Source organism: Belliella filtrata (assembly GCF_022549775.1).
In the GTDB taxonomy this organism is placed as follows: domain Bacteria; phylum Bacteroidota; class Bacteroidia; order Cytophagales; family Cyclobacteriaceae; genus Belliella; species Belliella filtrata.
In genome coordinates this window covers 18,913-39,773 of the sequence record NZ_JAKZGP010000036.1, presented here as the reverse complement: position 1 = coordinate 39,773, position 20,861 = coordinate 18,913, and the positions used below count along the sequence as shown (strand labels likewise).

The following is a 20,861-nucleotide window of genomic DNA, read 5'->3' as shown; positions in this document are numbered from 1 at the left end:
GAATACATCAAAGTGCGAAGATGATCAATATTCAACTATCGACAACATTTAGTTTGTAAAGATTTGCTTGAATCTTGATTTCTAGTCAAAAATGTAATTTTTGTATCAAATTTCGTTGTTTTTATATTATAAAATCCGAGTACTTTTATCTTACTTTTAGCGATGACCATATTGTCTAAAAAGCGATATTAAATTGTATCCCAACTTCCAAATGTGTTGGTGAAAGCTTTGTAAAAATTTTAATCATTGAAATTGAAACTTCAGTTTCAACTTTCAGTAAACAGACCACAAAATAAACTAATTTTATAAAGGAAATATTTGACTATACCTGTTTCGAACTATTCTTATACACTGAAAAAAACGCTACATTGACTGATGAGAGTTTGCTGATTACATCACCCATCGGCTTCCAAATGCCGTCAAAACGATGAATAATTGGGTCATTGAGGATCCTCAGACAGGCACATGCTTTACAATAGAATAACTTATCTAGACATGGATCCTGAAGGAATCACTATATTAAAAGCTATGAAGATTTTTTCTACACACACTTTATCATTGGTGTATGTTACTTGAGTCCAAACTATTTTGGATACGCGGCATTTTCATTTGTAGATCAAATGATACTTGATTTGGATCTTTTTGTATTGAGTCCTGAATCACCTGACTCTTCTTTTATCCTTTCAAACCAAAGGAAAATAAACTTTTTGAAAACTGGATTACAGTCAATGAAAGTAAGATTAAATACCATTTTGAGTCTGGAAGCTATTCTTATTATCCTTTGTTAAATTCTAATGAAGTTTTTGAATACCATAAAAGCAGAGCACTAATTCAAAGACAGCTAGGCTCGAAGTATGTGGTCCAAAAAATACTCTTCTTCAAAGAACGATTAGATAAAAAAGTATTTACTATTTGTCGATGGAGTGAAGATACTTCATGTATTATTCCTGAAGTTGATTTTTTACTACTTACCAAGGTAAAGTTCAACAATCATTCTATTCATTTTGAAGAAGGGCTAATCAGTTACTCAACATATATTTCCAAATTTGGTGAATACCTTGAGCCATTTGCATTCGGAAATTGTAAAATCATACACCCCCAAAACCTTGAAAAATCTCTTTCAATGTTTAAAGAGGTTCGTTTTGAACAAGGCTTAAAATCGTTTGCAAGTTCTCTTCCACTCGACCAACTTGTAAATACAAAACCAAGCTTATAATCTTGATTATTTTTAGTTTCTGTGTATCTTCGACCTTCTGGAAGATGAACCCCACTATTGTCCAAAGACAATTTTGAAAATGGCTCCTTTTCAGTTTAATCTATTTTCAAGTTACTTTCACCTATGTACAAAGTTATCATTATCGAGGATGAGCCCGATGCACAAGAACTTTTAATCGCTTATATACATCAAGCTTTTACAAACAAATTTGATATAGTAGCTAAATGTTTTTCAGCTGATGAAGGGTTTGTGGCTATTCAAAAACACGAACCAGATCTTGTATTCTTAGATATTCAAATGCCGCAAAAAACAGGCATTGAATTACTAAAAGAGCTAGTCAACATAAATTTTGAAGTAATATTTACTACAGCATATGAAAACTATGCCATAGAGGTAATCAACAACTTCCAGCCCCTAGCCTATTTGACAAAAACCATTGATCCTGATGAACTCAAAAGGGTTTTGGTAAATTTTGATCACAAGCATAAACAATCAAAAGCAACTAACAATTATATTGGTATCAGTACTGTAGATGAAAAATTCAAAATCCTCAAAAGTGAAATTGCTTTTATGAAAGGACAAGGGAGCTATACAGATATCAAGTTAATTAATAACAAAGACATCATCACTACTTCAAAAGGTTTAAAAACATATGATTATTTAACTGATAATGAGAAATTTATAAAAACTTCTCAATCCCATATAGTAAATTTTGATTTTGTAAAGAGTTTCAAAACAAAGGATCAGGTTTTGATTCTTACCAACGGTGATCAAATTCCTGTCTCTGGTTCGTATAAAGCTAAAGTTGCCAAAAAGTTTGAGTAAGATATTCATTTTTTTTACAATTTTTGCACTGATTTTATTCACGCCTTCAGTAGCCCAACAGTACCCCGTAACCCACTATACCACATTGGATGGTCTAGCTAACAATGCTGTACAAGCAATGTATGTAGATTCTCGTGGACTGCTCTGGGTCGGCACTGAGCATGGAATTTCTCTTAAGGAAAATGGCACTTTCAAAAATTTTTATGAAGAAGATGGTTTAGCATTTGGAAGCTGCTGGGCAATTACTGAAGATCAAAAAGGCCACATGTGGTTTGGTAGTTACGGTGGTGGTATCTCCAGGTTTGATGGTAAAAGATTAACATCCTTCGGTTCACAAATTGGATTGATTGACACAAGAATAAGGCACTTTTATCCTTATCAAAACAAGATCTTCATAGGTACGGAAAACGGCATCTCTATCATCGATATAGAGACAGATCAAATTACCGCTTTAGAAGAAACGGTGCTTGATAGTCCTCAGAGCTATGTGTCTGGTTTTTTTGATCATGAAGAGTATCTCTATTATAGTACTTATGGAATGGGTGTATACCGACTTGACCCTAAGGCTCCTGAAAATTCGCTGTTCAAAGTAAATGATCACGCTATGATCTATGCCTTAGAGAAAGTTAGTGACCAAATTTACACCAGTAATAAAGGAAACCTGGATCAATTTGACATTGAAGACCTCATAAAAGGTAAAAGTCCCAAATTCTCTTTTGGACAATCCATTGTATGGGATTTTGGAATCATAAATCAAGAAAACATCGTATTGGCAACTTGGGGAATTTACGCCAACAATGGAGGTATATATCGCTTAGGAAATCAAAAATTTGAAGATATTTCTAACAAAATACCAGTAGACTCTAAAACCCTGAAATCTGTTGTCTACAGTCCTAATGATCAAAAACTGTATTTAGGTTCTTCCAAACAAGGAGTTTATGCCATACAGCTGGTGGATGATGTCTTGTATTTCCCTTATGAAAATAAGTCAGTATTAGGCTTTTGTTTTGAATTTGGAAATGAGGCTATTCTACATCATAAAGGATTTGATATACTTCAGAATAATAGCGAAAAGGCCATTTTTATCAAGAATGAAGATTTCAAAAACCAAGCGGATAAATACCTGCAGCAAAGAAATGCTTATATTCCAAAACACGAAGATGATTTTTTTGAATTGAAGCTGGATACATCAAAAGATGACATTTTATACTATGAAGTCCATGCTCATGATGAAAAGTATTGGATAAGCAGCAACCTAGGCTTATTTGTCCTTAATCAAAATGGTGACTTTCTACATTACCTACCGATTCACACTTACAAAATTGGTTTTACAAATCAAGGAGAGCTTATAGAAACTAATCCCTATGGAGGTGTTCGAATCTACTCTAGCTTAGAACCACTGCAATACACTTACTTTGGTTACAAAGAAGATGAAACCACCCCTACCATGGTGACAGGGATTTCGAAGGTTCATAACAAGACCTTTTTTGCATCAGTATTTGAAGGCCTATTTCATTATGATGGAACAAAGTTCTTCAGCTACCAAAATGGCAATGGTTTTGAACCTAGCAAAATCAAGGAAATGAACGCTACTTCGGATGGGAAATTAATTTTAGCGACAGAGTTTGATTCGATATATGTGGTAGAGGGAGCGGGCGATTTTGAAATTTTGGAAAAAATACCACGAGAACATATCGTGGGTAAAACTGTGGTATTCTTGGAAAGCTATGAAGATTACATCTTCATAGGAACTGAAAAAGGATTAAACATCCATCATAATGGCTATGTAAGGGTTCTGGATGATGAGCAAGGCTTGAATCATATGATTTTCTTATCTGCAAAAGTAAGAGAAAATAAGCTCTATCTTGGCACCACACAAGGCTACTATACTTTAGACCTACCTCGCATACTTCATAGTAAACCAAACAAAATACATCTTGCTGTATCCGAAGTTTTGGTCAATCAAAAACCTCTTGATCCTGATGCATACTCTTGGTTTGCATACAATAAGTCTCAAATTTCAACGCCATTTGGAAATCAAACCCTATTGATGAAATTCAAGCCTGTAGGGTATAGATATCCTGATAAGTTGGCTTATCGATATAGGCTAAAGCCAACTGATGAATGGAGTCCATACAGTACTGATGCACAGCTATTTTTATCCTATCTACCTTACGGAAATTTTAACATTGAAGTAGAGGTATATGATCAGTTCACTGGTACCCTATCCACCACGCAACTGATTCAGCTAAAGATCACACGTCCTTTTTACTATAGCCCTATTTTCATCTTTGCTTTCCTAGCATTGGTTCTATACTTTTCTTTTCTTTTGTACAAAGAAAGGATAAGGAGACTGCGTGACAAGGAAGCAATTACGCAAGGACTACGAAGACAATCCGCAGAAACAAAGCTTGAGGCCTTGCAAAGTCAAATGAACCCACACTTTATATTCAATGCCCTTACTTCAATTCAGCTATATATCGTCAAAGGTGATTCCAAGAACGCCACTTCATTTATACAGCGATTTACTAGTTTGATCAGAAAGACTCTCAACAACAGCTCCGAACTATATATTCCGATCAAAGAAGAGGTCAACTATCTACAAGATTATATTGCTATAGAAAACCAACGGAGGCTAGAGAAGATATCCTTTACATTCGATGTAGAATCAGACATAGATCTATCATGGCAAGTACCACCTATGCTGATACAGCCTGTGATAGAGAATATTTTTATGCATGCTTTCGTATCCAATTTTCCAGGTGGTGAAGTGCTGATCATCTTGAAGATAATGGATGAAAAACGCCTTTCCTGCACCGTAGAGGACAATGGGGTAGGCATTAACCAAAAGGGGAAATTCAAAAACAACAATTCAAAAGGTCTTGATCTTGTAAAAAGACGCATAGCTTTACTTTTTGAGGAAGAAGGTGATTACCTCCAAATTGGCACCGCTTCGCAAGGTGGAACTAAGGTCACTATAACCATTCCTTTGAAAAAAATTTAACTTCATACCCCAAACTCATTTTTCAAATATCAATTCAAAACCATAGAATTTACATTCGAATGGGGAGAATATAAGGTTGTCAAGCGTGGCAAAAGATTAACAAATACATTTGGTCTTATTAAAAAACCACCAACCAAATGGCACTTTACAAAATCACAGTCAAACAATCCATGCTCCGCAACGATGTACGCCTTGTCAAAGGCATGTCTGTAGATGTCTTGATGGACCATGCCGCCTACTCTCCCCTACACCACAATCAAGGCGAGCGCGTAGTCGACGCCTTCAAACGAATCTACGACGTCGACATCCGCAAAGCCAATGCGGTGAATTCAGCGAGTTTGGATGTGGTGAAGGTGGGGTGATAGCGAACAATAAATTATTTACACTATATTCTATCGATATGATATATTTAAATCTAAAAAAATTAAAACCTCAAATTTGAAATTGATAACCTCCCGCCCCTATCTCCGATTTGAAATTGACAAGGTATTTGCTCAGGTGAAGGCCGCCATGCATGCTGAAGCGCTGAAGCGTGGCAATGGCTGGGCACTGTATGAAGACTGTTATACTGGACAGACCCTTATCGGTGGTGACCCTTACGACTATGAGCATATCTTCAGCGCCGAATGGATACATTCAGAATACAAACATTTGCTCTCTGATGAGGAGATTGCCAAAGTAGTCAACTGTCCAGAAAATGTAGCCGTCACCCTTCGTACGATCAATCAGTCCAAAGGAAAGACAGATCCCGAGACTTGGCTTGCAAACAAACAGAATATCATCAAGCATCAGATCAACAGTAAACTTGCGCTTAAGCATATTAAAAGGGCGAAGAACGCTATCCGTTCATATGTAGATACCTTAATCAATGAATGAATTATTTTTTAATACCCCTGAGTGTTGCGCGGGCACTCAGGGTTTCATTTTGTATCCATGGAAATAACCTTAGAACATAGCATCTACTTTTACATTATACTAGGCATCATGTTTATCATCGCCATCAGCTCTGATTTACTGAAAAAATCACACCAAGCCCTATTGTTGCGATTCAAAAAGTTGGAAAATTCCAATGATGCATGGTATAAGGTTGATGGATATGATATCAAAAATCTTTACAAAAATGGAAAGCTAGTCAAAATCTATAGCTACAAAAACGGGAAAGTTCATGGCAAAGTAAAGACCTATTTCGAACCAAGCACAATTTACATAGAAGACACTTTTTTCGAAGGAAAACTTATAGCCTACAAAATTTTTGACAGTGAAGGTGAAGTTGTTAAATCGGAATCACTAGTGGATTTAAAATCAAAGGAAACCTAAACACTTATTCGTTTATTTCATATCTTATGCTGCAAACCCGCTAAGCATATGAAAAATATCAATTTCAAAATTACCCAAGCACCAAAGCTATGGCTTGGCTTATACATCTTAATTTATTGCTTTCCCTTCCCTTTCAATGAAATCCCATACAGCTATTACTATATTACACGCCATATTGATATTGCAAAGAAAAAGTTAAGTATTTGGGTAGGTGAATTCTTTTTTGGATTGGAAGACATAGAGTTTATTGAAATCAATGGCAGTGGAGATACTTTAGTAGACTATTTGGGAGTGGTTGCAGTAGGTTTAATTGCTCTAGTATTAACCCTGATCACCATATCTCTAATTAAGAAAAAGGAAACAATCTATCGTTTCTATGCGGGAATTATAATTTATGCACGCTATTTTGTTGGGCTCACATTGATCTCTTATGGTGTTATAAAATTTCTAGAAGGACAGTTCCCAAGTCCTAGCTTACTTGCTTTAGAAACCACCTATGGAGAATCTTCTCCAATGGGATTGGCGTGGAGATTTTTTGGATACTCTTATATTTACAAAGGCTTTATGGGTGCTTCAGAAGTTCTCGCTGGATTTTTATTACTCTTTAGAAGAACCGCCATATTGGGATCTCTTATATCTATAGCGGTATGTACAAACATATTTCTTGTCAATCTTTCCTTTGATGTACCAGTCAAACTTTTCTCAGGGCATTTACTTCTATTTTCCATCCTTATCGCAGCACCGAGTATCAAGTACTTGATCAAATTTTTCTTATTACATCAGCGTACACTGATCAGACCAAGTGTATATAGATTTGATAAGAAATGGAAAAGAGTCAGCTACTATTCAGTTAAAATATTTCTGGTAGGTTTGATCCCACTCGGTCTAATTGTAGGCCACGTCAATAGCCAATCGTTCTATATATACATCAATGAATGGGAAGGTGTATATCAAGTTGATTCTTTTGAAATTGAAGGTAAGCCAGACTTAGCATTCACAGCTAAGTGGAACAAGGTGCTGATTCAAGGAAAAACGATCATCACAATAAACAATGCCAAAACAAGGAGTTACTATACCATTGAAAATATCTGGAATGAAGGTGAGATCAATTTCGTGGAAGACAATGAACAAGAAGATCCATTTACTTTGAGAATAACTCCAATAGATGGTGAGAAAACCTATAGGTTGGAGACAAAAATTGGTGATAATGTCTATCAGCTAGAAACTACAAGAAAGATCAAAGAAGATTACCTGCTAATTAAACGTGGATTCAATTGGGTGAATGAGCGTCCTTTCAACCGATAAAAATGAAAAAACCCCGAAAAATTCGGGGTTTTTATATAAACAAGATAGTGCGATCTTATTTAACTTTTTCAACTACAGCTTTGAATGCCTCAGGGTGATTCATTGCAAGATCAGCAAGAACTTTTCTGTTCAAGTCGATCTCTGCTTTTTTCAAAGCACCCATTAATTGTGAGTAAGATAAGCCATGTATTCTAGCTCCTGCATTGATACGTTGGATCCATAAAGCTCTGAATTCTCTTTTCTTCGCTTTTCTGTCTCTGTACGCATACTGCAAACCTTTCTCGTACTTGTTTTTAGCTACTGTCCAAACATTTTTACCTCTTCCGAAGTAACCTTTGGTTGCTTTTAAAACTTTTTTTCTTCTTGCTCTTGACGCTACCGCGTTTACTGATCTAGGCATAGTAATAAATTTTTTGACTCTTGGTGGCTCGGCTTTCGCTGTGCACTTTTAGACCAAAGCGTCTGGTGAATAATTAACCTTTAATTGATTTTGTTGATAAACGAGAATTAACCGATTCTCAACATAGCTTTTACTCTTCCTTCATCTGACTCGTGAACCATACCCATTTTTGTCAGATTTCTCTTTCTTTTGGTATCTTTCTTAGTCAAAATGTGGCTTTTGTAAGCGTGCTTTCTTCTGATCTTACCGGTTCCAGAAAGCTTGAACCTCTTTTTTGCACTTGATTTGGTTTTTACTTTTGGCATAACTGTATTTGTTTGTTGAAAATTATTTCTTACTTGCTTTTGGCGCTAGGAATAAAAACATCCTTTTGCCTTCCATTTTTGGCATCTGCTCTACCGCCCCGTATTCCTCAAGTGCTTGGGCAAATTTCAATAAAAGCATCTCCCCTCTTTCTTTGAAGACGATCGTCCTACCTACAAAGTGTACGTATGCTTTTACTTTTGCTCCTTCCTTCAGGAAATTGATCGCATGCTTCAGCTTGAAGTTGAAATCGTGGTCATCCGTGTTAGGTCCGAACCTGATTTCTTTCAATACTGTCTTTGCCGCATTTGCCTTAATTTCTTTCTGCTTTTTCTTTTGCTCATACTTGAACTTCGCATAATCGATAATCTTACATACTGGCGGATCAGCTGATGGGGAAATTTCTACAAGATCAAGATCGTTTGCTTGGGCAAGCTTGACAGCTTCGGAAGTCTGCATTACGGCATTGCCTCCCTCTACAAAGTCACCAACGACCCTAACCTCACGTGACCTTATTTTCTCATTGATCTTATAAGGTTCTTCTTGTCTTTGTCTAAACGGTGTTCTTCCTCTCAAAATATTATTTTATGGTTTGTTAATGAAATTGCCTGCAAATATCGGAATAAAAATTGGGATTATAAAAAATCCCAATTTATTTTACCTAATTTATTGTGCTAAAGATTCAGAAATAATCCCTTTGAAGTAAGTAGCAAACTCCTCTGGTGTAAAGCTACCCAGATCTCCTTCTCCATGCTTGCGAACAGAAAGCTTCCCTTCTGCCATTTCCTTCTCTCCTACGATAAGCATAAAAGGAATCTTCTTAACTTCAGCATCTCTGATTTTCCTACCTATTTTCTCATCCCTATTGTCTATAGCTCCCATGATATCATGGTCTTCAAGGATACTTTTGACTTGTTCTGCATATTCGGTGAACTTCTCCGAAATTGGTAATATGGTCATCTGCTCTGGTGAAAGCCACAGCGGGAAGTTTCCAGCACAGTGCTCAATCAATACAGCCACAAATCGCTCCAATGAACCAAAAGGTGCTCTGTGAATCATCACAGGCCTGTGTTTCTGATTATCTGACCCAATATACTCAAGTTCAAATCGATCAGGTAACTGATAATCTACCTGAATGGTTCCTAGTTGCCACTTCCTACCCAAAGCATCTTTGACCATAAAGTCTAGTTTTGGACCATAAAATGCCGCCTCTCCCAATTCAGTCACAGTATCCAAACCTTTCTCTGCTGCCGCTTCAATGATCGCAGATTCCGCTTTGTTCCAAGCATCATCAGACCCTATATACTTCTCTGCTTTCTCTGGATCTCTCAAGGAAATCTGAGCCGTATAATCTTCAAAACCCAAAGCCCTAAACACATATAAAACCAGATCTATCACCTTAATAAATTCCTCTTTCACCTGCTCTGGTCTACAGAAAATATGCGCATCATCTTGGGTAAAGCCTCTTACCCTGGTCAAACCATGAAGCTCACCGCTCTGCTCGTATCTATAAACTGTACCAAATTCTGCATACCTTATAGGAAGATCCTTGTAAGACCTTGGCTTGTGCTTGTAAATTTCACAATGGTGAGGACAATTCATTGGCTTGAGTAGGAACTCCTCCCCTTCGTTTGGAGTCGCTATAGGCTGAAATGAGTCCTTACCATATTTCTCATAGTGACCAGACGTTTCATATAGTGCTTTATGTCCTATATGTGGCGTCACTACTTGTTGATACCCAGATTTATCTTGTGCGCGCTTCATAAAGTTTACCAAGCGCTCTCTCAAAAGTGTACCTTTTGGTAACCAAAGCGGAAGCCCCATACCTACTTTTTCAGAAAAGGTAAAAAGCTCTAGTTCTCTACCGAGCTTTCTATGATCTCTCCTCTTGGCTTCTTCAAGCATATGAAGATATTCCGCTAGCTCTTTAGCCTTTGGGAAAGTCACTCCATAGATTCTGGTAAGCATTTTATTTTTCTCATCACCTCTCCAATAAGCTCCTGCGATATTCAGGAGTTTTACTGCCTTTATAAATCCAGTATTTGGAATGTGAGGGCCTCTACAAAGATCTACAAAGTTGCCTTGCTCATAGAAGGTAATATTACCATCTTCTAGGCGCTCAAGTAGGTCTAGTTTATATTCATCACCTTTTTCTGTAAAATAAGCTACAGCATCGGTTTTGGAAATGTCCTTTCGGATATATTCATTTTTTTGCTTGGCAAGCTCTGCCATTTTAGCCTCAATCTTTTCTAGCTCAGCGCCATCAAACTCCCTATCTCCGAAGTCAACATCGTAATAGAAGCCCGTTTCGATAGAAGGACCAATGCCCAATTTTACACCTGGGTAAAGTGCTTCTAGTGCTTCAGCCATCAAGTGAGCTGATGAATGCCAAAAAGTAGACTTCCCGTCTTTGTCATTCCATGTCAAAAGTTGAACAGTGGCATCTTCATGTATGGGTCTATTAGCGTCCCATACTTCGCCATTTACTTTTGCTGCAAGTACATTTCTAGCTAAACCCTCGCTGATACTAAGTGCAATCTGTAGCCCAGAAACTCCTTTTTCATAAGATCTTACCGATCCATCCGGTAAGGTAATGTTGATTTGTTGATCTGACATTTAGTTTTAAAATCAATTGATGAAACATCGCACCTTTACAAACAGATGCTTTATAGCCTGCAAATATGCAAATTCAATGGCTGTAAAGAAAATTAGTCCTCAAGAGATTCACTATTTTTTTGTTTTGAGAATCAACAAGACATAATTCTCAGAATCTTTGGCATAAAACGCTGCCTCAACAAATGATTTTCCCAAACCATTTTGATAAGCCTCCCAGTCTTCTGTGGACATATTTTGCTTTTTGTCCATTGCAATGCCGTATAGAGTGGCACCTCGAAAAGCAATAGCTACTTCTCCATTTCCTAAATTGTGGGAAGGTTGATAAAAACTTAAAGACTCGTCTATATCGTTTTCAATATTAAAATTTATAATATCAAATGATCTCTGCTGCTTATCAAAAATGGACACATAGGCTTTACCATTGTAGGAGGTTCTTGTCATTAAATACTTTGAATTTGAAAAACCAAATGAAAAAAACGACATTCCTGAGTTTACTCTGAAATACTCAAAAAACTCCATACTATTCATTTGGGATTCTTTTTCTAACATTAGACTATGATTCATTTTCCTTTTTCCATAATCAAATATTATTTTCGGTTCAAACTGACCATTTTCATAACTGTAAAGGGTATCATTATATGTTTTGGCAAAATAAAACCCCTCTGATTCTTCATAAAAATTATAAGGATCACTCATGTTTCCTAAAAAAATGTCAGATCGAGATGCAAAGTGGTTTTCGATGATCTTACCCGAATGATCGACCATAGATACTAAATGATCTGCATTAGAGCCACTATAAATAAAAAATAATTTTGACTTTGTATCATAATAAAAAGTCCTCCCTAATACTTCAAATTTAAATTCACTGATAAATTTGCCTTGCAGGTTATACTTCATGATTTTAGAAGGATGTGCTAAGACATAAATGGTATCTTGAACTACCTGCAGATCTGCTAGCTCTAAATACTTTTCAGGTCCCTCTCCTAAACTTCTGATCCGATTCAAAAAATTTCCTTGTCTATCAAAAATCTGAATATTTTTATTTTTATACCAATCAAATACTAATAGTTTATCTTCATAAGATATCAATTTAGCTATTTCTCCTATCTGTGCATCAGGATTATCACCTTCTTGAAGAAAAAGGTATTCAATCTCAGGTTCAAAAAAGTCAGTCAACTTACCATCTCGAACTATATCCAAGTCCACTTTAATGGTTATAATTCCATTCTTTTCCAAGATAGCGTCTGTATCTGACTGCCTGGTACAGCCAAATACGAGTATTAAGCATACTCCAATGATTTTAACCCTCATTCTCAAAACTAACAATATAAATCAAATCTAGAATTACTTTCAAAGATATTTCTATCAAACAAATGTATATTTGCCTAAAGCTTAATATTCATGCTATACGACATCATCATCATAGGCGGGGGAATCGTAGGACTCGCAACAGGATTGAAAATAAAGGAACAAAAACAAGAATTGAACATTGCCATTCTTGAAAAAGAAAATGAACTGGCAAAACATCAGACGGGAAACAACTCTGGTGTCATTCACTCTGGCTTGTACTATAAACCTGGCTCACTAAAAGCGATAAATTGTATCGAGGGCTATCAAGAATTGATAGATTTTTGTGATCAAGAGCAAATCCCTTATGAAATCACTGGAAAAGTGGTGGTCGCAACCAGAAAGGAGCAAATCCCTATTCTTAATGGACTACATGATAGAGGGTTACATAATGGATTGACTGGAACAAGACACATTACCTTAGATGAATTAAGGGAATATGAGCCCTATTGTGCTGGCGTGGCTGCCATCCATGTACCACAGACGGGTATAGTGGATTATAAAAGAGTAGCACTAGCCTATGGAGAGAAATTCAAAAAGCTAGGTGGCGAGATCTTTTTGGGACATGAGGTAATCAGGACTAGCACTCAAAAAGGTTATTCGGTAGTACAGACCAAACTTCAGCATTTTGACAGTAAGTTGATCATCAATTGTGGTGGACTGTATTCTGACAAAGTTGCTCAAATGAACCAAGTTGAACCATTAGATGTGAAGATTATTCCTTTTAGAGGTGAATACTATAAGCTGAAAAAAGAAAGAGAATATTTAGTCAAAAACCTGATCTACCCAGTGCCAGATCCTAATTTCCCATTTTTAGGAGTTCATTTTACAAGAATGATGAAAGGTGGCGTTGAAGCGGGGCCCAATGCAGTTCTAGCATTTAAAAGAGAAGGTTATAAAAGGTCTGATGTCAACTTGAGAGAGTTATCAGAGACCCTGTCTTGGCCAGGTTTCCAGAAGGTCGCTGCTAAATACTGGAAGACTGGATTTGGAGAGATGTATAGATCATTCTCCAAAGCTGCATTTACCAAAGCTTTACAAGAGCTGATTCCTGATATTCAAGAATCAGATTTGGTAGACGGTGGTGCTGGTGTCAGGGCTCAGGCCTGTGATAGAAATGGTGGTCTTTTGGATGATTTCAGCATACGTGAGAATCAGTTTGCTATCAATGTCTTAAATGCCCCTTCTCCAGCTGCTACAAGCTCACTCGCTATTGGTAATACAGTAAGCCAATTGGCTCTCAAAAGATTTTAAAGAAAGAAGACCAGTCAATTGCTCGACTGGTCTATTAAAAAGTTGAAGATTAAAATTCAATTAAAAACCTAACCCAACGGCCATTGCAGTTGCATTGATATTAAAATCAGCCACTTTTGTCGCTGCACCACTTTCAAGATTGATACTGTATACTGCTGTAGCACCACCTACTTCAAGAAGAGCAAATGCCATATTAGATTTTCCTCCAATATCAAATCCATTATCAGCAGTAATGTCTACTCCTAAAGCTCCGATAGCTACTAGACCTCCATCATTTGGCGGATCTTGCTTGTACAGCATATTAGTTTCACTATCTAACACATAAAGTACAGTAGAAGTAGCGTTTGCTATATTATTGGTATAAGCCGCACCATTTACCATTGGAGTACCTGGGTTCAAGTTACCATCTACAGCTACCACTGTTCCCTCAGTCGGATGCAGTCTTAGGTTTTGTCCTGTATTACTTACCAATCTGATTCTATCAACAGTTGGGTTAAAATCAAACCCAAAAGAAGTTCCTGCAAGAAGTGGATTAAGAACAGCTCCTACAAGGGTCAATTGTCCATTAGCTGTATTTACTGTCATAATTCTACTCATGCTTGTGATTGCATATAGCTGACCATTTGCTGGTCTAAAGTCAAGACCTACAACAGTCTCGTTTGATAATAATCCTTGAAAAGCTACACCATTAGCTTGTGGAGCCATAGGGTCAAATCTATGTAGCATATTGTCTTCAGTTGCAGCATAAGCTACTGGATTTGTTTTGAAAGCTATACCAAATACCGGTTGATTGAATGTTCCTACCCACTGTGCTCTACCAGAAGACAAATTGATAGTGTAAAGTTTCGATTCATTTTCGTGTCTTGTAACAGCCAAAGCAGCGCTATTGTCAGGATTGATGTCAAAATTACCCATTCCCATGAAGTCAATTCCTAAATCACCAATTTCTCTCAATCCCCCGTCATTTGGTGGATCTTGTACATAAAGCTTATTGCTTTCAAAGTCAATGTCAAAAAGTTCCGTTGCACTGGCACCTGCCATACTATTCGTATATGCAACAGCACCAATTCTTGGATTGCTTCCTCCTGAGATATTTCCATCTGTAGCTACTACATTGCCTAATTCAGGATGTAATCTCAAATTTTGCCCTGACTCAGTTACCAATCTAATTCTGTCAACTGTAGGATTAAAATCAATAGAAGCGTTTTCACCACTGACAGCAGGAGAAAATGGACCTTCTCCAAGTGCAGTAGCAACTCCTGAGTTTTCATTGATCACATAAAGTCTGCTACTAGATCCTAGCGCATAGAGTTGACCAGTAGCTGGTCTGTAGTCAATGCTAACAATATTATCACCCGACTCAAGACCAGTGATGTCTTTTGTATCCATTGGAGAGCTAAGCTCTCTTGCATCATACATTGCAATCCTATTTCCTTCCAATAATGCTGTGAAAGAAACCTCTGGTGCCATTCCTGGTTGATCTACACCTGGCATGTCATCTTCATTGTTACAACTAAATCCTAGAATAGCTGTGGTCAAAATCATTAGGGCACGTAGCCCAAAAGTAAAACTGTTCTTTTTCATGTTATTAGTTAATGTTGGTTCGATTAGACAGACTTACGAATGATCTAACTCAACTGGATTGCATGGACTTAAAAAAAGTTAAAATAAAACCAATTTTAATTATATAAAACAGGGTATCATGGTAGTAAAAACTTTAAAAAATAGCCTTAACAACACATAAAAGCATCTTTTTAAAAAACTTATCATAATTAAATTTAATTTGAAAAAATTATTCAATACACGGTATATTGTATCTAAAAATCAAATTATTCTACCTTTACAGAACCTTTCGACAATATTCTATTGTTAGAAAGCATCATTAAATCCTCATGGGCCTTGACCCCATGAAAATTTAACCTCATGAATCAAAGAAAAAGAGTAGTAGTCGGACTATCCGGCGGAGTAGATAGCTCTGTAGCAGCATATCTTCTCAAAGAACAAGGCTATGAAGTCATAGGGATGTTCATGAAAAACTGGCACGATGAAAGCGTCACCATTTCAAATGAATGTCCATGGATGGAGGATAGCACCGATGCCATGCTAGTGGCAGAAAAGCTCGGTATACCTTTTCAAGCTATAGACTTAAGTGAAGAATATAGAGAAAGGATAGTCGACTATATGTTTTCAGAATACAAAGCAGGTCGTACACCAAACCCTGACATCCTTTGTAACCGAGAGATCAAGTTTGATATTTTTCTCAAAGCGGCACAAAAACTTAAAGCTGATTTTGTAGCTACTGGACATTATTGTCAAAAAGGTGAAATAAGTATCGAGGGAAAACCAGTGTATCAACTGCTAGCTGGAGCCGACCCCAACAAAGATCAGAGCTATTTCCTATGTCAACTCAATCAAGATCAGCTTTCCAAAGCATTGTTCCCAATCGGTCACCTTCAAAAACCAGAAGTAAGAAAAATCGCTAAGGAACAAGACTTGATTACCGCTGACAAAAAAGACAGCCAAGGCTTATGCTTCATTGGAAAAGTTCGATTGCCTGATTTTCTACAACAACAACTGAAACCTAAAAAGGGAGAGATTCTCGTAATCCCTGAAGATCTACCTATATATACAGGACAGGTAGTACCCGAAAGTCAAACAGTTAAAAACCTTGACAATGAGCAATTAGATGCTATTTGTCTTCCTATTCATTATAATACTACACAAGGAAAAAAACTTGGCGAACATCATGGTGCTCACTACTTCACTGTGGGTCAGCGAAAAGGACTCCAGGTAGGTGGCACAGGTAAGCCGTTATTTGTCATTTCTACAGATACCAAAGAGAACGTTATTTATACTGGATTGGGGGAAACACACCCTGGCCTATTAAGAAATGGGCTATTTGTGAAGCAAGATGATGTTCACTGGATAAGAGAGGATTTGAGACTAAAAGTAGGTGAATCAGCCAGATATCAAGCAAGGATTCGGTATAGGCAACCTCTTGTAGGTGCAACTTTGATCCAAAGATCAAATGGTCTATATGTTATATTCGACATAGCACAAAAAGGGATAGCCTCTGGTCAGTTTGTAGCTTGGTATCGAGACCAAGAAAGCATAGGATCGGGAACAATTTTTTAAAGAAAATCTTTGACAATCACATCATGAACTATTCACCTCTTGAGATTCTGTTTGAAGATGAAAACTATATTGCGATCAACAAGCCTTCGGGCTTGTTGGTCCATAAAACCAAAATAGCAAACGATCCAAACCCTAAATTTGCCCTACAACTTCTCAGAGATCAGATAGGTCAGCGCATATATCCTTTGCATCGGATTGATAGGCCTACTTCCGGAGTTTTGCTTTTTGGCAAATCTACAGAGGCAGCAACCTTACTTCAACCACAATTTGCTACCACTCAAATCAAAAAAGGGTATTTATGCCTAGTGCGTGGGATCCCAAAGGAAAAGCATTTCATAATTGATCACCCGCTCAAAAAAGAACTTGATGGTTCTCTCCAAGACTGTGTTACTGAGTTTTGGAAGTTAGCCGAAGCAGAGATTCCTTATGCATCTACCCCACGCTACCCTACTAGTCGATATGCCCTATTGAAGGCTTATCCCCATACAGGGAGGATGCATCAGATAAGAAGACACTTGGCACATGCTAGGCATTATATTATAGGTGACAGTACGCATGGTGAAAATAAGCAAAACAGATTTTTCCGAGAGACTTTTGAGCTTAATAACTTAATGCTCCATGCCGCATTTTTGTCATTTATTCATCCTATATCAGGTCTAGAAATAAAAATAACAGCACCAATTCCAACGCATTTTACAACCATATTGGAGCAACTGAGCATTCAATTTGATGAATTTACTGCTGCTATACCGAATTTAAAGTGAAATTGTATCCATTAATGAACATTCTTCACGCATAGACTAGAAAGAACTTGGCTGGTCTAAAGTAAATTTCTATCTTCAAATTAGAAACACAAATATAAAATGAAGAGAAAAAATTTAGTATTAGGCATGTGCCTTCTTTTGACATCGCCATATGCATTTGCTCAAGGAGGAAAGGCAGCCATTGAAGCAAATTTTGATGAAAAGGAATCCTTGTCTCATTTCAGGTACTTGGCATCGGATGAGCTTATGGGGAGAGATCCCATTAGACCAGAGATAGATGCCGCAGCACGATTTATCGCAGAGCAATTTTGGAAATATGGAGCCAAAGAAATTGAAGATGCAAATGGTTTCTATCAACACATACCTTTCAGACTATCAGCACCTCCCAAAAAGGGTGAGATAACGTTAGGGGATGTGAAATTTGAGCAAGGGGAAGATTTACTAGTGCTAGATGGTCCTGCGATCAATGGAGAGCATGAATTGGTCGTGATCGGACATGGACTTGAGGCAGATTATGCTGGTAAAAATGTAGAAGGTAAAATCGTAGTCACCAATGTAGGTGCTCCGGATAGGCTAAGTCCATCAGATCTTTTTGCCGTAGGCAGGGAAAAACTGGCATTGGCTCAAGCAAATGGTGCTGTAGGAATTATAGAAATGTATAATATCCCATCTGTGCCTTGGAACCTTATTGCCAGGTCATTGAACAGAACACAACTCACTATTGATCAAAGTAAAGGAGCTACAACCATCCCCTATATTTGGCTCAAAGATTTAAGCAATACCCATATCAACGCCATAGGAAAAGGTCAAGTCAAATCAGCTAGTCTAGAAGTGGTGGGCAAAGTTAACAAAGACATTATTGGCAAAAATGTAGTCGCTATCATAGAAGGTACAGATCCTAAATTGAAGGACGAATATGTGATGCTTTCTGCACATTATGATCATATCGGTGTAGGGACTCCCAATGCTGAAGGCGACTCTATTTACAATGGGGCGAGAGATAATGCCGTTGGTACAGTGGCAGTCATCAATGCCGCTCGCTACTTTGCCGAAAACCCACCAAAAAGATCTATATTATTATGTGCTTGGACGGCAGAAGAAAAAGGTTTGCTTGGAAGTCGATACTTCTCTGACAATCCATTGATTTCACTTGATAAAATCATCTACAACTTAAATATCGATAATGGAGGATACAATGACACTTCTATCATCACCGTTATTGGCTTTGGAAGAACATCAGTAGACCCTCTTATCGCAGATGCAACAGCTCAATTCGGGTTGGAAACTACAGCTGATCCATCTCCCGAGCAAGGACTTTACGATCGATCCGACAATGTGAACTTCGCAAGAAAAGGAATACCTTCACCTACATTTTCTCTTGGCTTTACGGCATTTGATGATGAGATCAATAAATATTACCACCAGCCAGGAGATGAAGTAGATAATTTCGACCTTGATTATGCTATAAAATATTGGAAATCATATCTCTTGACAGCCGAAAAGATTGCAAACAATCCAGAAAGACCCGTTTGGAAAACTGGTGACAAATATGAAGAAGCTGCTAAAGCACTTTATGGCAATAACTAAAAGGTTGAAAAAATTCAGCTCCCTGTTGAGTAAATAGTCTTTTCTAAGCGGGAGCTGAATTTTTATTGGCTAATTGATTTTTCTCTAATTCTATTTAAAACGGTGCAGGTTCATCACTTCCAAATCCACCTGGGAATGGGCTATCCTCATCTCCACCATTTGCTTTGGACTGTACCCTAATCATATTGCTGGAGTCAAAACCTTGACCACTTGCACTACTCGGAAATTTGCTACCGTATAATGCATCTTGTGGCTTGAAAGGAACATTAAGCTCCAGATCAGTAAATCTGGTGTACTTTCCAATAAACCTCAGCTTCACAGTCTCCAAGGATCCATTTCTATGTTTGGCAATGATGACCTCTCCTACTCCCATGGTTGAGTTTCCTTCCTCATCTTCGTTGATTCCATAGTACTCTGGTCTGTAGAGGAACATTACCATATCTGCATCTTGCTCGATAGCTCCAGATTCCCTCAAATCTGAAAGTTGTGGCCGCTTATCTCCACCTCTAGTTTCCACAGCCCTTGACAGCTGTGAAAGTGCTATCACTGGTACTTCAAGTTCTTTAGCAATCATCTTCAAAGACCTTGAGATACTTGCGATCTCTTGCTCTCTATTTCCGCCACCGCTTGACTTAGAGTCTCCTGACATCAACTGCAAGTAGTCAATTACGATCATTTGGATATCATGCTGGGCTTTGAGTTTTCTACATTTTGCTCTCAATTCAAGGATAGAAAGCGCTGGTGTATCATCTACAAAGAGCGGTGATTTGGAAAGTTTTGCTGTTTTGTGAACTAACTGTTCCCACTCATAATCAGCAAGATTCCCCTTTTTGATCTTCTCTGAATCTAGTTCAGCTTCAGAAGAAATCAACCTGTTGACCAGTTGAACTGATGACATCTCTAAAGAGAAAATAGCTACAGGTCTATTATGATCTACCGCTGCATTTCTCAATACGGAAAGGACAAATGCAGTCTTACCCATTGCAGGTCTTGCCGCGATGATGACCAAATCTGACTTTTGCCAGCCTGAAGTCACCCTATCTAAAGCTGTAAATCCACTCGGAACTCCGGTAAGTCCATCTTTCTGCCCCTTTTTGGACTCCAATTCCATGATTGCAGCTTTCATGATAGAGCGCATATCTGAATAGTTCTTTCTGATATTTTTCTCTGAAATTTCAAAAAGGGAAGACTCCATCTTATCCAAAAGTTCGAAAACATCAGTGGTGTCTTCAAAAGCTTCTTTTTGAATTTCAGACGCTATGCTGATCAAGTCACGCTTCATGGCTTGTTCGGTGATGATCCTTGCGTGATACTCTATATTGGCAGCAGAAGATATTTTTGAAGTAAGCTCTGTGATGAAAAATGCACCTCCTGCAATTTCTAATTTACCATTTTTCCTTAACTGATTGGTCACAGTAAGCATATCAATCGGCTGACTATCTCCAAAAAGGTCAAGGATCGCCGCGTAAATCACTTTGTGGGATTCCTTGTAGAAACTCTCAGGACGAAGAATATCTACTACTTGCGTCAACGCATCCTTTTCGAGCATCAATGCCCCCAACACAGCCTCTTCCAGTTCTATTGCTTGTGGTGGCAGTTTTCCTACACCGGTGATACCAGCCAAATCAGGCTTTTTTCTTCCTAAAATTCTATCTTTCCCTTGTGATTTTTGCTCTGCCATAGTAACAAATGTAAGCTGTTTGTTGCAAAGGTTTTGAACAATTTATACACCATTTATCAACAGCTCACTTAATTAACGGATAACCAACTTGATAGTATCTCTCTTTA

Annotated in this window: 18 protein-coding genes; 11 read left to right on the top strand and 7 right to left on the bottom strand. The window is 37.7% G+C overall.

The window, feature by feature from the left end; all coding sequences use genetic code 11:
- Nucleotides 1–856 precede the first annotated feature (856 nt).
- The 7 genes from MM239_RS13510 to MM239_RS13480 all read left to right on the top strand — a co-directional run bounded on the left by MM239_RS13510 (nt 857) and on the right by MM239_RS13480 (nt 7,667).
- The gene (locus tag MM239_RS13510; RefSeq protein WP_241348778.1) at nt 857–1,216 is read left to right on the top strand and encodes a hypothetical protein; all 360 of its coding nucleotides are present in this window, start codon (nt 857–859) and stop codon (nt 1,214–1,216) included.
- Between the two features lie 123 nt (nt 1,217–1,339).
- Nucleotides 1,340–2,041, top strand: a complete 702-nt coding sequence (locus tag MM239_RS13505; protein ID WP_241348777.1) for a LytR/AlgR family response regulator transcription factor — start codon at nt 1,340–1,342, stop codon at nt 2,039–2,041.
- Nucleotides 2,034–5,045 (top strand): histidine kinase, encoded by a 3,012-nt coding sequence (locus MM239_RS13500; RefSeq protein WP_241348776.1) that lies wholly within the window; start codon nt 2,034–2,036, stop codon nt 5,043–5,045. Before MM239_RS13505 ends, MM239_RS13500 begins: the two co-directional genes overlap by 8 nt.
- Before the next feature lie 137 nt (nt 5,046–5,182).
- Complete coding sequence (locus MM239_RS13495) at nt 5,183–5,407, top strand: DUF6140 family protein (RefSeq protein ID WP_241348775.1); 225 nt, start codon at nt 5,183–5,185, stop codon at nt 5,405–5,407.
- Between the two features lie 76 nt (nt 5,408–5,483).
- Nucleotides 5,484–5,921 (top strand): hypothetical protein, encoded by a 438-nt coding sequence (locus MM239_RS13490; protein ID WP_241348774.1) that lies wholly within the window; start codon nt 5,484–5,486, stop codon nt 5,919–5,921.
- A gap of 57 nt (nt 5,922–5,978) precedes the next feature.
- Nucleotides 5,979–6,362, top strand: coding sequence for a toxin-antitoxin system YwqK family antitoxin (locus MM239_RS13485; protein ID WP_241348773.1), 384 nt, complete (start codon nt 5,979–5,981; stop codon nt 6,360–6,362).
- Nucleotides 6,363–6,410: 48 nt separating this feature from the next.
- Nucleotides 6,411–7,667: a hypothetical protein gene (locus MM239_RS13480; RefSeq protein ID WP_241348772.1), complete on the top strand. Its 1,257-nt coding sequence runs from the start codon at nt 6,411–6,413 to the stop codon at nt 7,665–7,667.
- Nucleotides 7,668–7,722: 55 nt separating this feature from the next.
- Here MM239_RS13480 and rplT read toward each other — a convergent pair whose 3' ends face one another.
- The 5 genes from rplT to MM239_RS13455 form a co-directional block, all read right to left on the bottom strand.
- Nucleotides 7,723–8,067: a 50S ribosomal protein L20 gene (gene rplT / locus MM239_RS13475; protein ID WP_241296557.1), complete on the bottom strand. Its 345-nt coding sequence runs from the start codon at nt 8,065–8,067 to the stop codon at nt 7,723–7,725.
- A gap of 107 nt (nt 8,068–8,174) precedes the next feature.
- Nucleotides 8,175–8,372, bottom strand: coding sequence for a 50S ribosomal protein L35 (gene rpmI / locus MM239_RS13470; protein WP_014773228.1), 198 nt, complete (start codon nt 8,370–8,372; stop codon nt 8,175–8,177).
- A gap of 22 nt (nt 8,373–8,394) precedes the next feature.
- Nucleotides 8,395–8,946, bottom strand: coding sequence for a translation initiation factor IF-3 (infC, locus tag MM239_RS13465; RefSeq protein WP_241296559.1), 552 nt, complete (start codon nt 8,944–8,946; stop codon nt 8,395–8,397).
- A 90-nt stretch (nt 8,947–9,036) separates the two neighbouring features.
- Nucleotides 9,037–10,986 (bottom strand): threonine--tRNA ligase, encoded by a 1,950-nt coding sequence (gene thrS / locus MM239_RS13460; RefSeq protein ID WP_241296561.1) that lies wholly within the window; start codon nt 10,984–10,986, stop codon nt 9,037–9,039.
- Between the two features lie 111 nt (nt 10,987–11,097).
- Nucleotides 11,098–12,297, bottom strand: coding sequence for a 6-bladed beta-propeller (locus tag MM239_RS13455; protein WP_241348771.1), 1,200 nt, complete (start codon nt 12,295–12,297; stop codon nt 11,098–11,100).
- A 90-nt stretch (nt 12,298–12,387) separates the two neighbouring features.
- Here MM239_RS13455 and lhgO point away from each other — a divergent pair, with 90 nt between their 5' ends.
- On the top strand, nt 12,388–13,587 hold the full coding sequence (gene lhgO, locus MM239_RS13450; RefSeq protein WP_241348770.1) for an L-2-hydroxyglutarate oxidase: 1,200 nt from the start codon (nt 12,388–12,390) through the stop codon (nt 13,585–13,587).
- A gap of 60 nt (nt 13,588–13,647) precedes the next feature.
- On the opposite strand, the gene MM239_RS13445 is transcribed toward lhgO, so the two are convergent.
- A complete protein-coding gene (locus MM239_RS13445; RefSeq protein WP_241348769.1) occupies nt 13,648–15,171 on the bottom strand; it encodes a DUF4394 domain-containing protein in 1,524 nt (507 codons plus the stop codon).
- Nucleotides 15,172–15,510: 339 nt separating this feature from the next.
- Here MM239_RS13445 and mnmA point away from each other — a divergent pair, with 339 nt between their 5' ends.
- The 3 genes from mnmA (at nt 15,511) to MM239_RS13430 (ending at nt 19,073) form a co-directional block, all read left to right on the top strand.
- The gene (mnmA, locus tag MM239_RS13440) at nt 15,511–16,722 is read left to right on the top strand and encodes a tRNA 2-thiouridine(34) synthase MnmA (RefSeq protein WP_241348768.1); all 1,212 of its coding nucleotides are present in this window, start codon (nt 15,511–15,513) and stop codon (nt 16,720–16,722) included.
- Between the two features lie 23 nt (nt 16,723–16,745).
- Nucleotides 16,746–17,486: a pseudouridine synthase gene (locus MM239_RS13435; protein ID WP_241348767.1), complete on the top strand. Its 741-nt coding sequence runs from the start codon at nt 16,746–16,748 to the stop codon at nt 17,484–17,486.
- A gap of 99 nt (nt 17,487–17,585) precedes the next feature.
- On the top strand, nt 17,586–19,073 hold the full coding sequence (locus tag MM239_RS13430) for a M28 family peptidase (protein ID WP_241348766.1): 1,488 nt from the start codon (nt 17,586–17,588) through the stop codon (nt 19,071–19,073).
- Between the two features lie 94 nt (nt 19,074–19,167).
- Here MM239_RS13430 and dnaB read toward each other — a convergent pair whose 3' ends face one another.
- On the bottom strand, nt 19,168–20,754 hold the full coding sequence (gene dnaB / locus MM239_RS13425; protein WP_241348765.1) for a replicative DNA helicase: 1,587 nt from the start codon (nt 20,752–20,754) through the stop codon (nt 19,168–19,170).
- Between the last annotated feature and the right edge of the window lie 107 nt (nt 20,755–20,861).

Coding starts and splice junctions, on each gene's coding strand:
- MM239_RS13505 (WP_241348777.1), top strand. CDS start 1,340: ATGTACAAAGTTATCATTATCGAGGATGAGCCCGATGCACAAGAACTT.
- MM239_RS13495 (WP_241348775.1), top strand. CDS start 5,183: ATGGCACTTTACAAAATCACAGTCAAACAATCCATGCTCCGCAACGAT.
- MM239_RS13485 (WP_241348773.1), top strand. CDS start 5,979: ATGGAAATAACCTTAGAACATAGCATCTACTTTTACATTATACTAGGC.
- MM239_RS13480 (WP_241348772.1), top strand. CDS start 6,411: ATGAAAAATATCAATTTCAAAATTACCCAAGCACCAAAGCTATGGCTT.
- rplT (WP_241296557.1), bottom strand. CDS start 8,067: ATGCCTAGATCAGTAAACGCGGTAGCGTCAAGAGCAAGAAGAAAAAAA.
- rpmI (WP_014773228.1), bottom strand. CDS start 8,372: ATGCCAAAAGTAAAAACCAAATCAAGTGCAAAAAAGAGGTTCAAGCTT.
- thrS (WP_241296561.1), bottom strand. CDS start 10,986: ATGTCAGATCAACAAATCAACATTACCTTACCGGATGGATCGGTAAGA.
- MM239_RS13455 (WP_241348771.1), bottom strand. CDS start 12,297: ATGAGGGTTAAAATCATTGGAGTATGCTTAATACTCGTATTTGGCTGT.
- lhgO (WP_241348770.1), top strand. CDS start 12,388: ATGCTATACGACATCATCATCATAGGCGGGGGAATCGTAGGACTCGCA.
- MM239_RS13445 (WP_241348769.1), bottom strand. CDS start 15,171: ATGAAAAAGAACAGTTTTACTTTTGGGCTACGTGCCCTAATGATTTTG.
- mnmA (WP_241348768.1), top strand. CDS start 15,511: ATGAATCAAAGAAAAAGAGTAGTAGTCGGACTATCCGGCGGAGTAGAT.
- MM239_RS13435 (WP_241348767.1), top strand. CDS start 16,746: ATGAACTATTCACCTCTTGAGATTCTGTTTGAAGATGAAAACTATATT.
- MM239_RS13430 (WP_241348766.1), top strand. CDS start 17,586: ATGAAGAGAAAAAATTTAGTATTAGGCATGTGCCTTCTTTTGACATCG.
- dnaB (WP_241348765.1), bottom strand. CDS start 20,754: ATGGCAGAGCAAAAATCACAAGGGAAAGATAGAATTTTAGGAAGAAAA.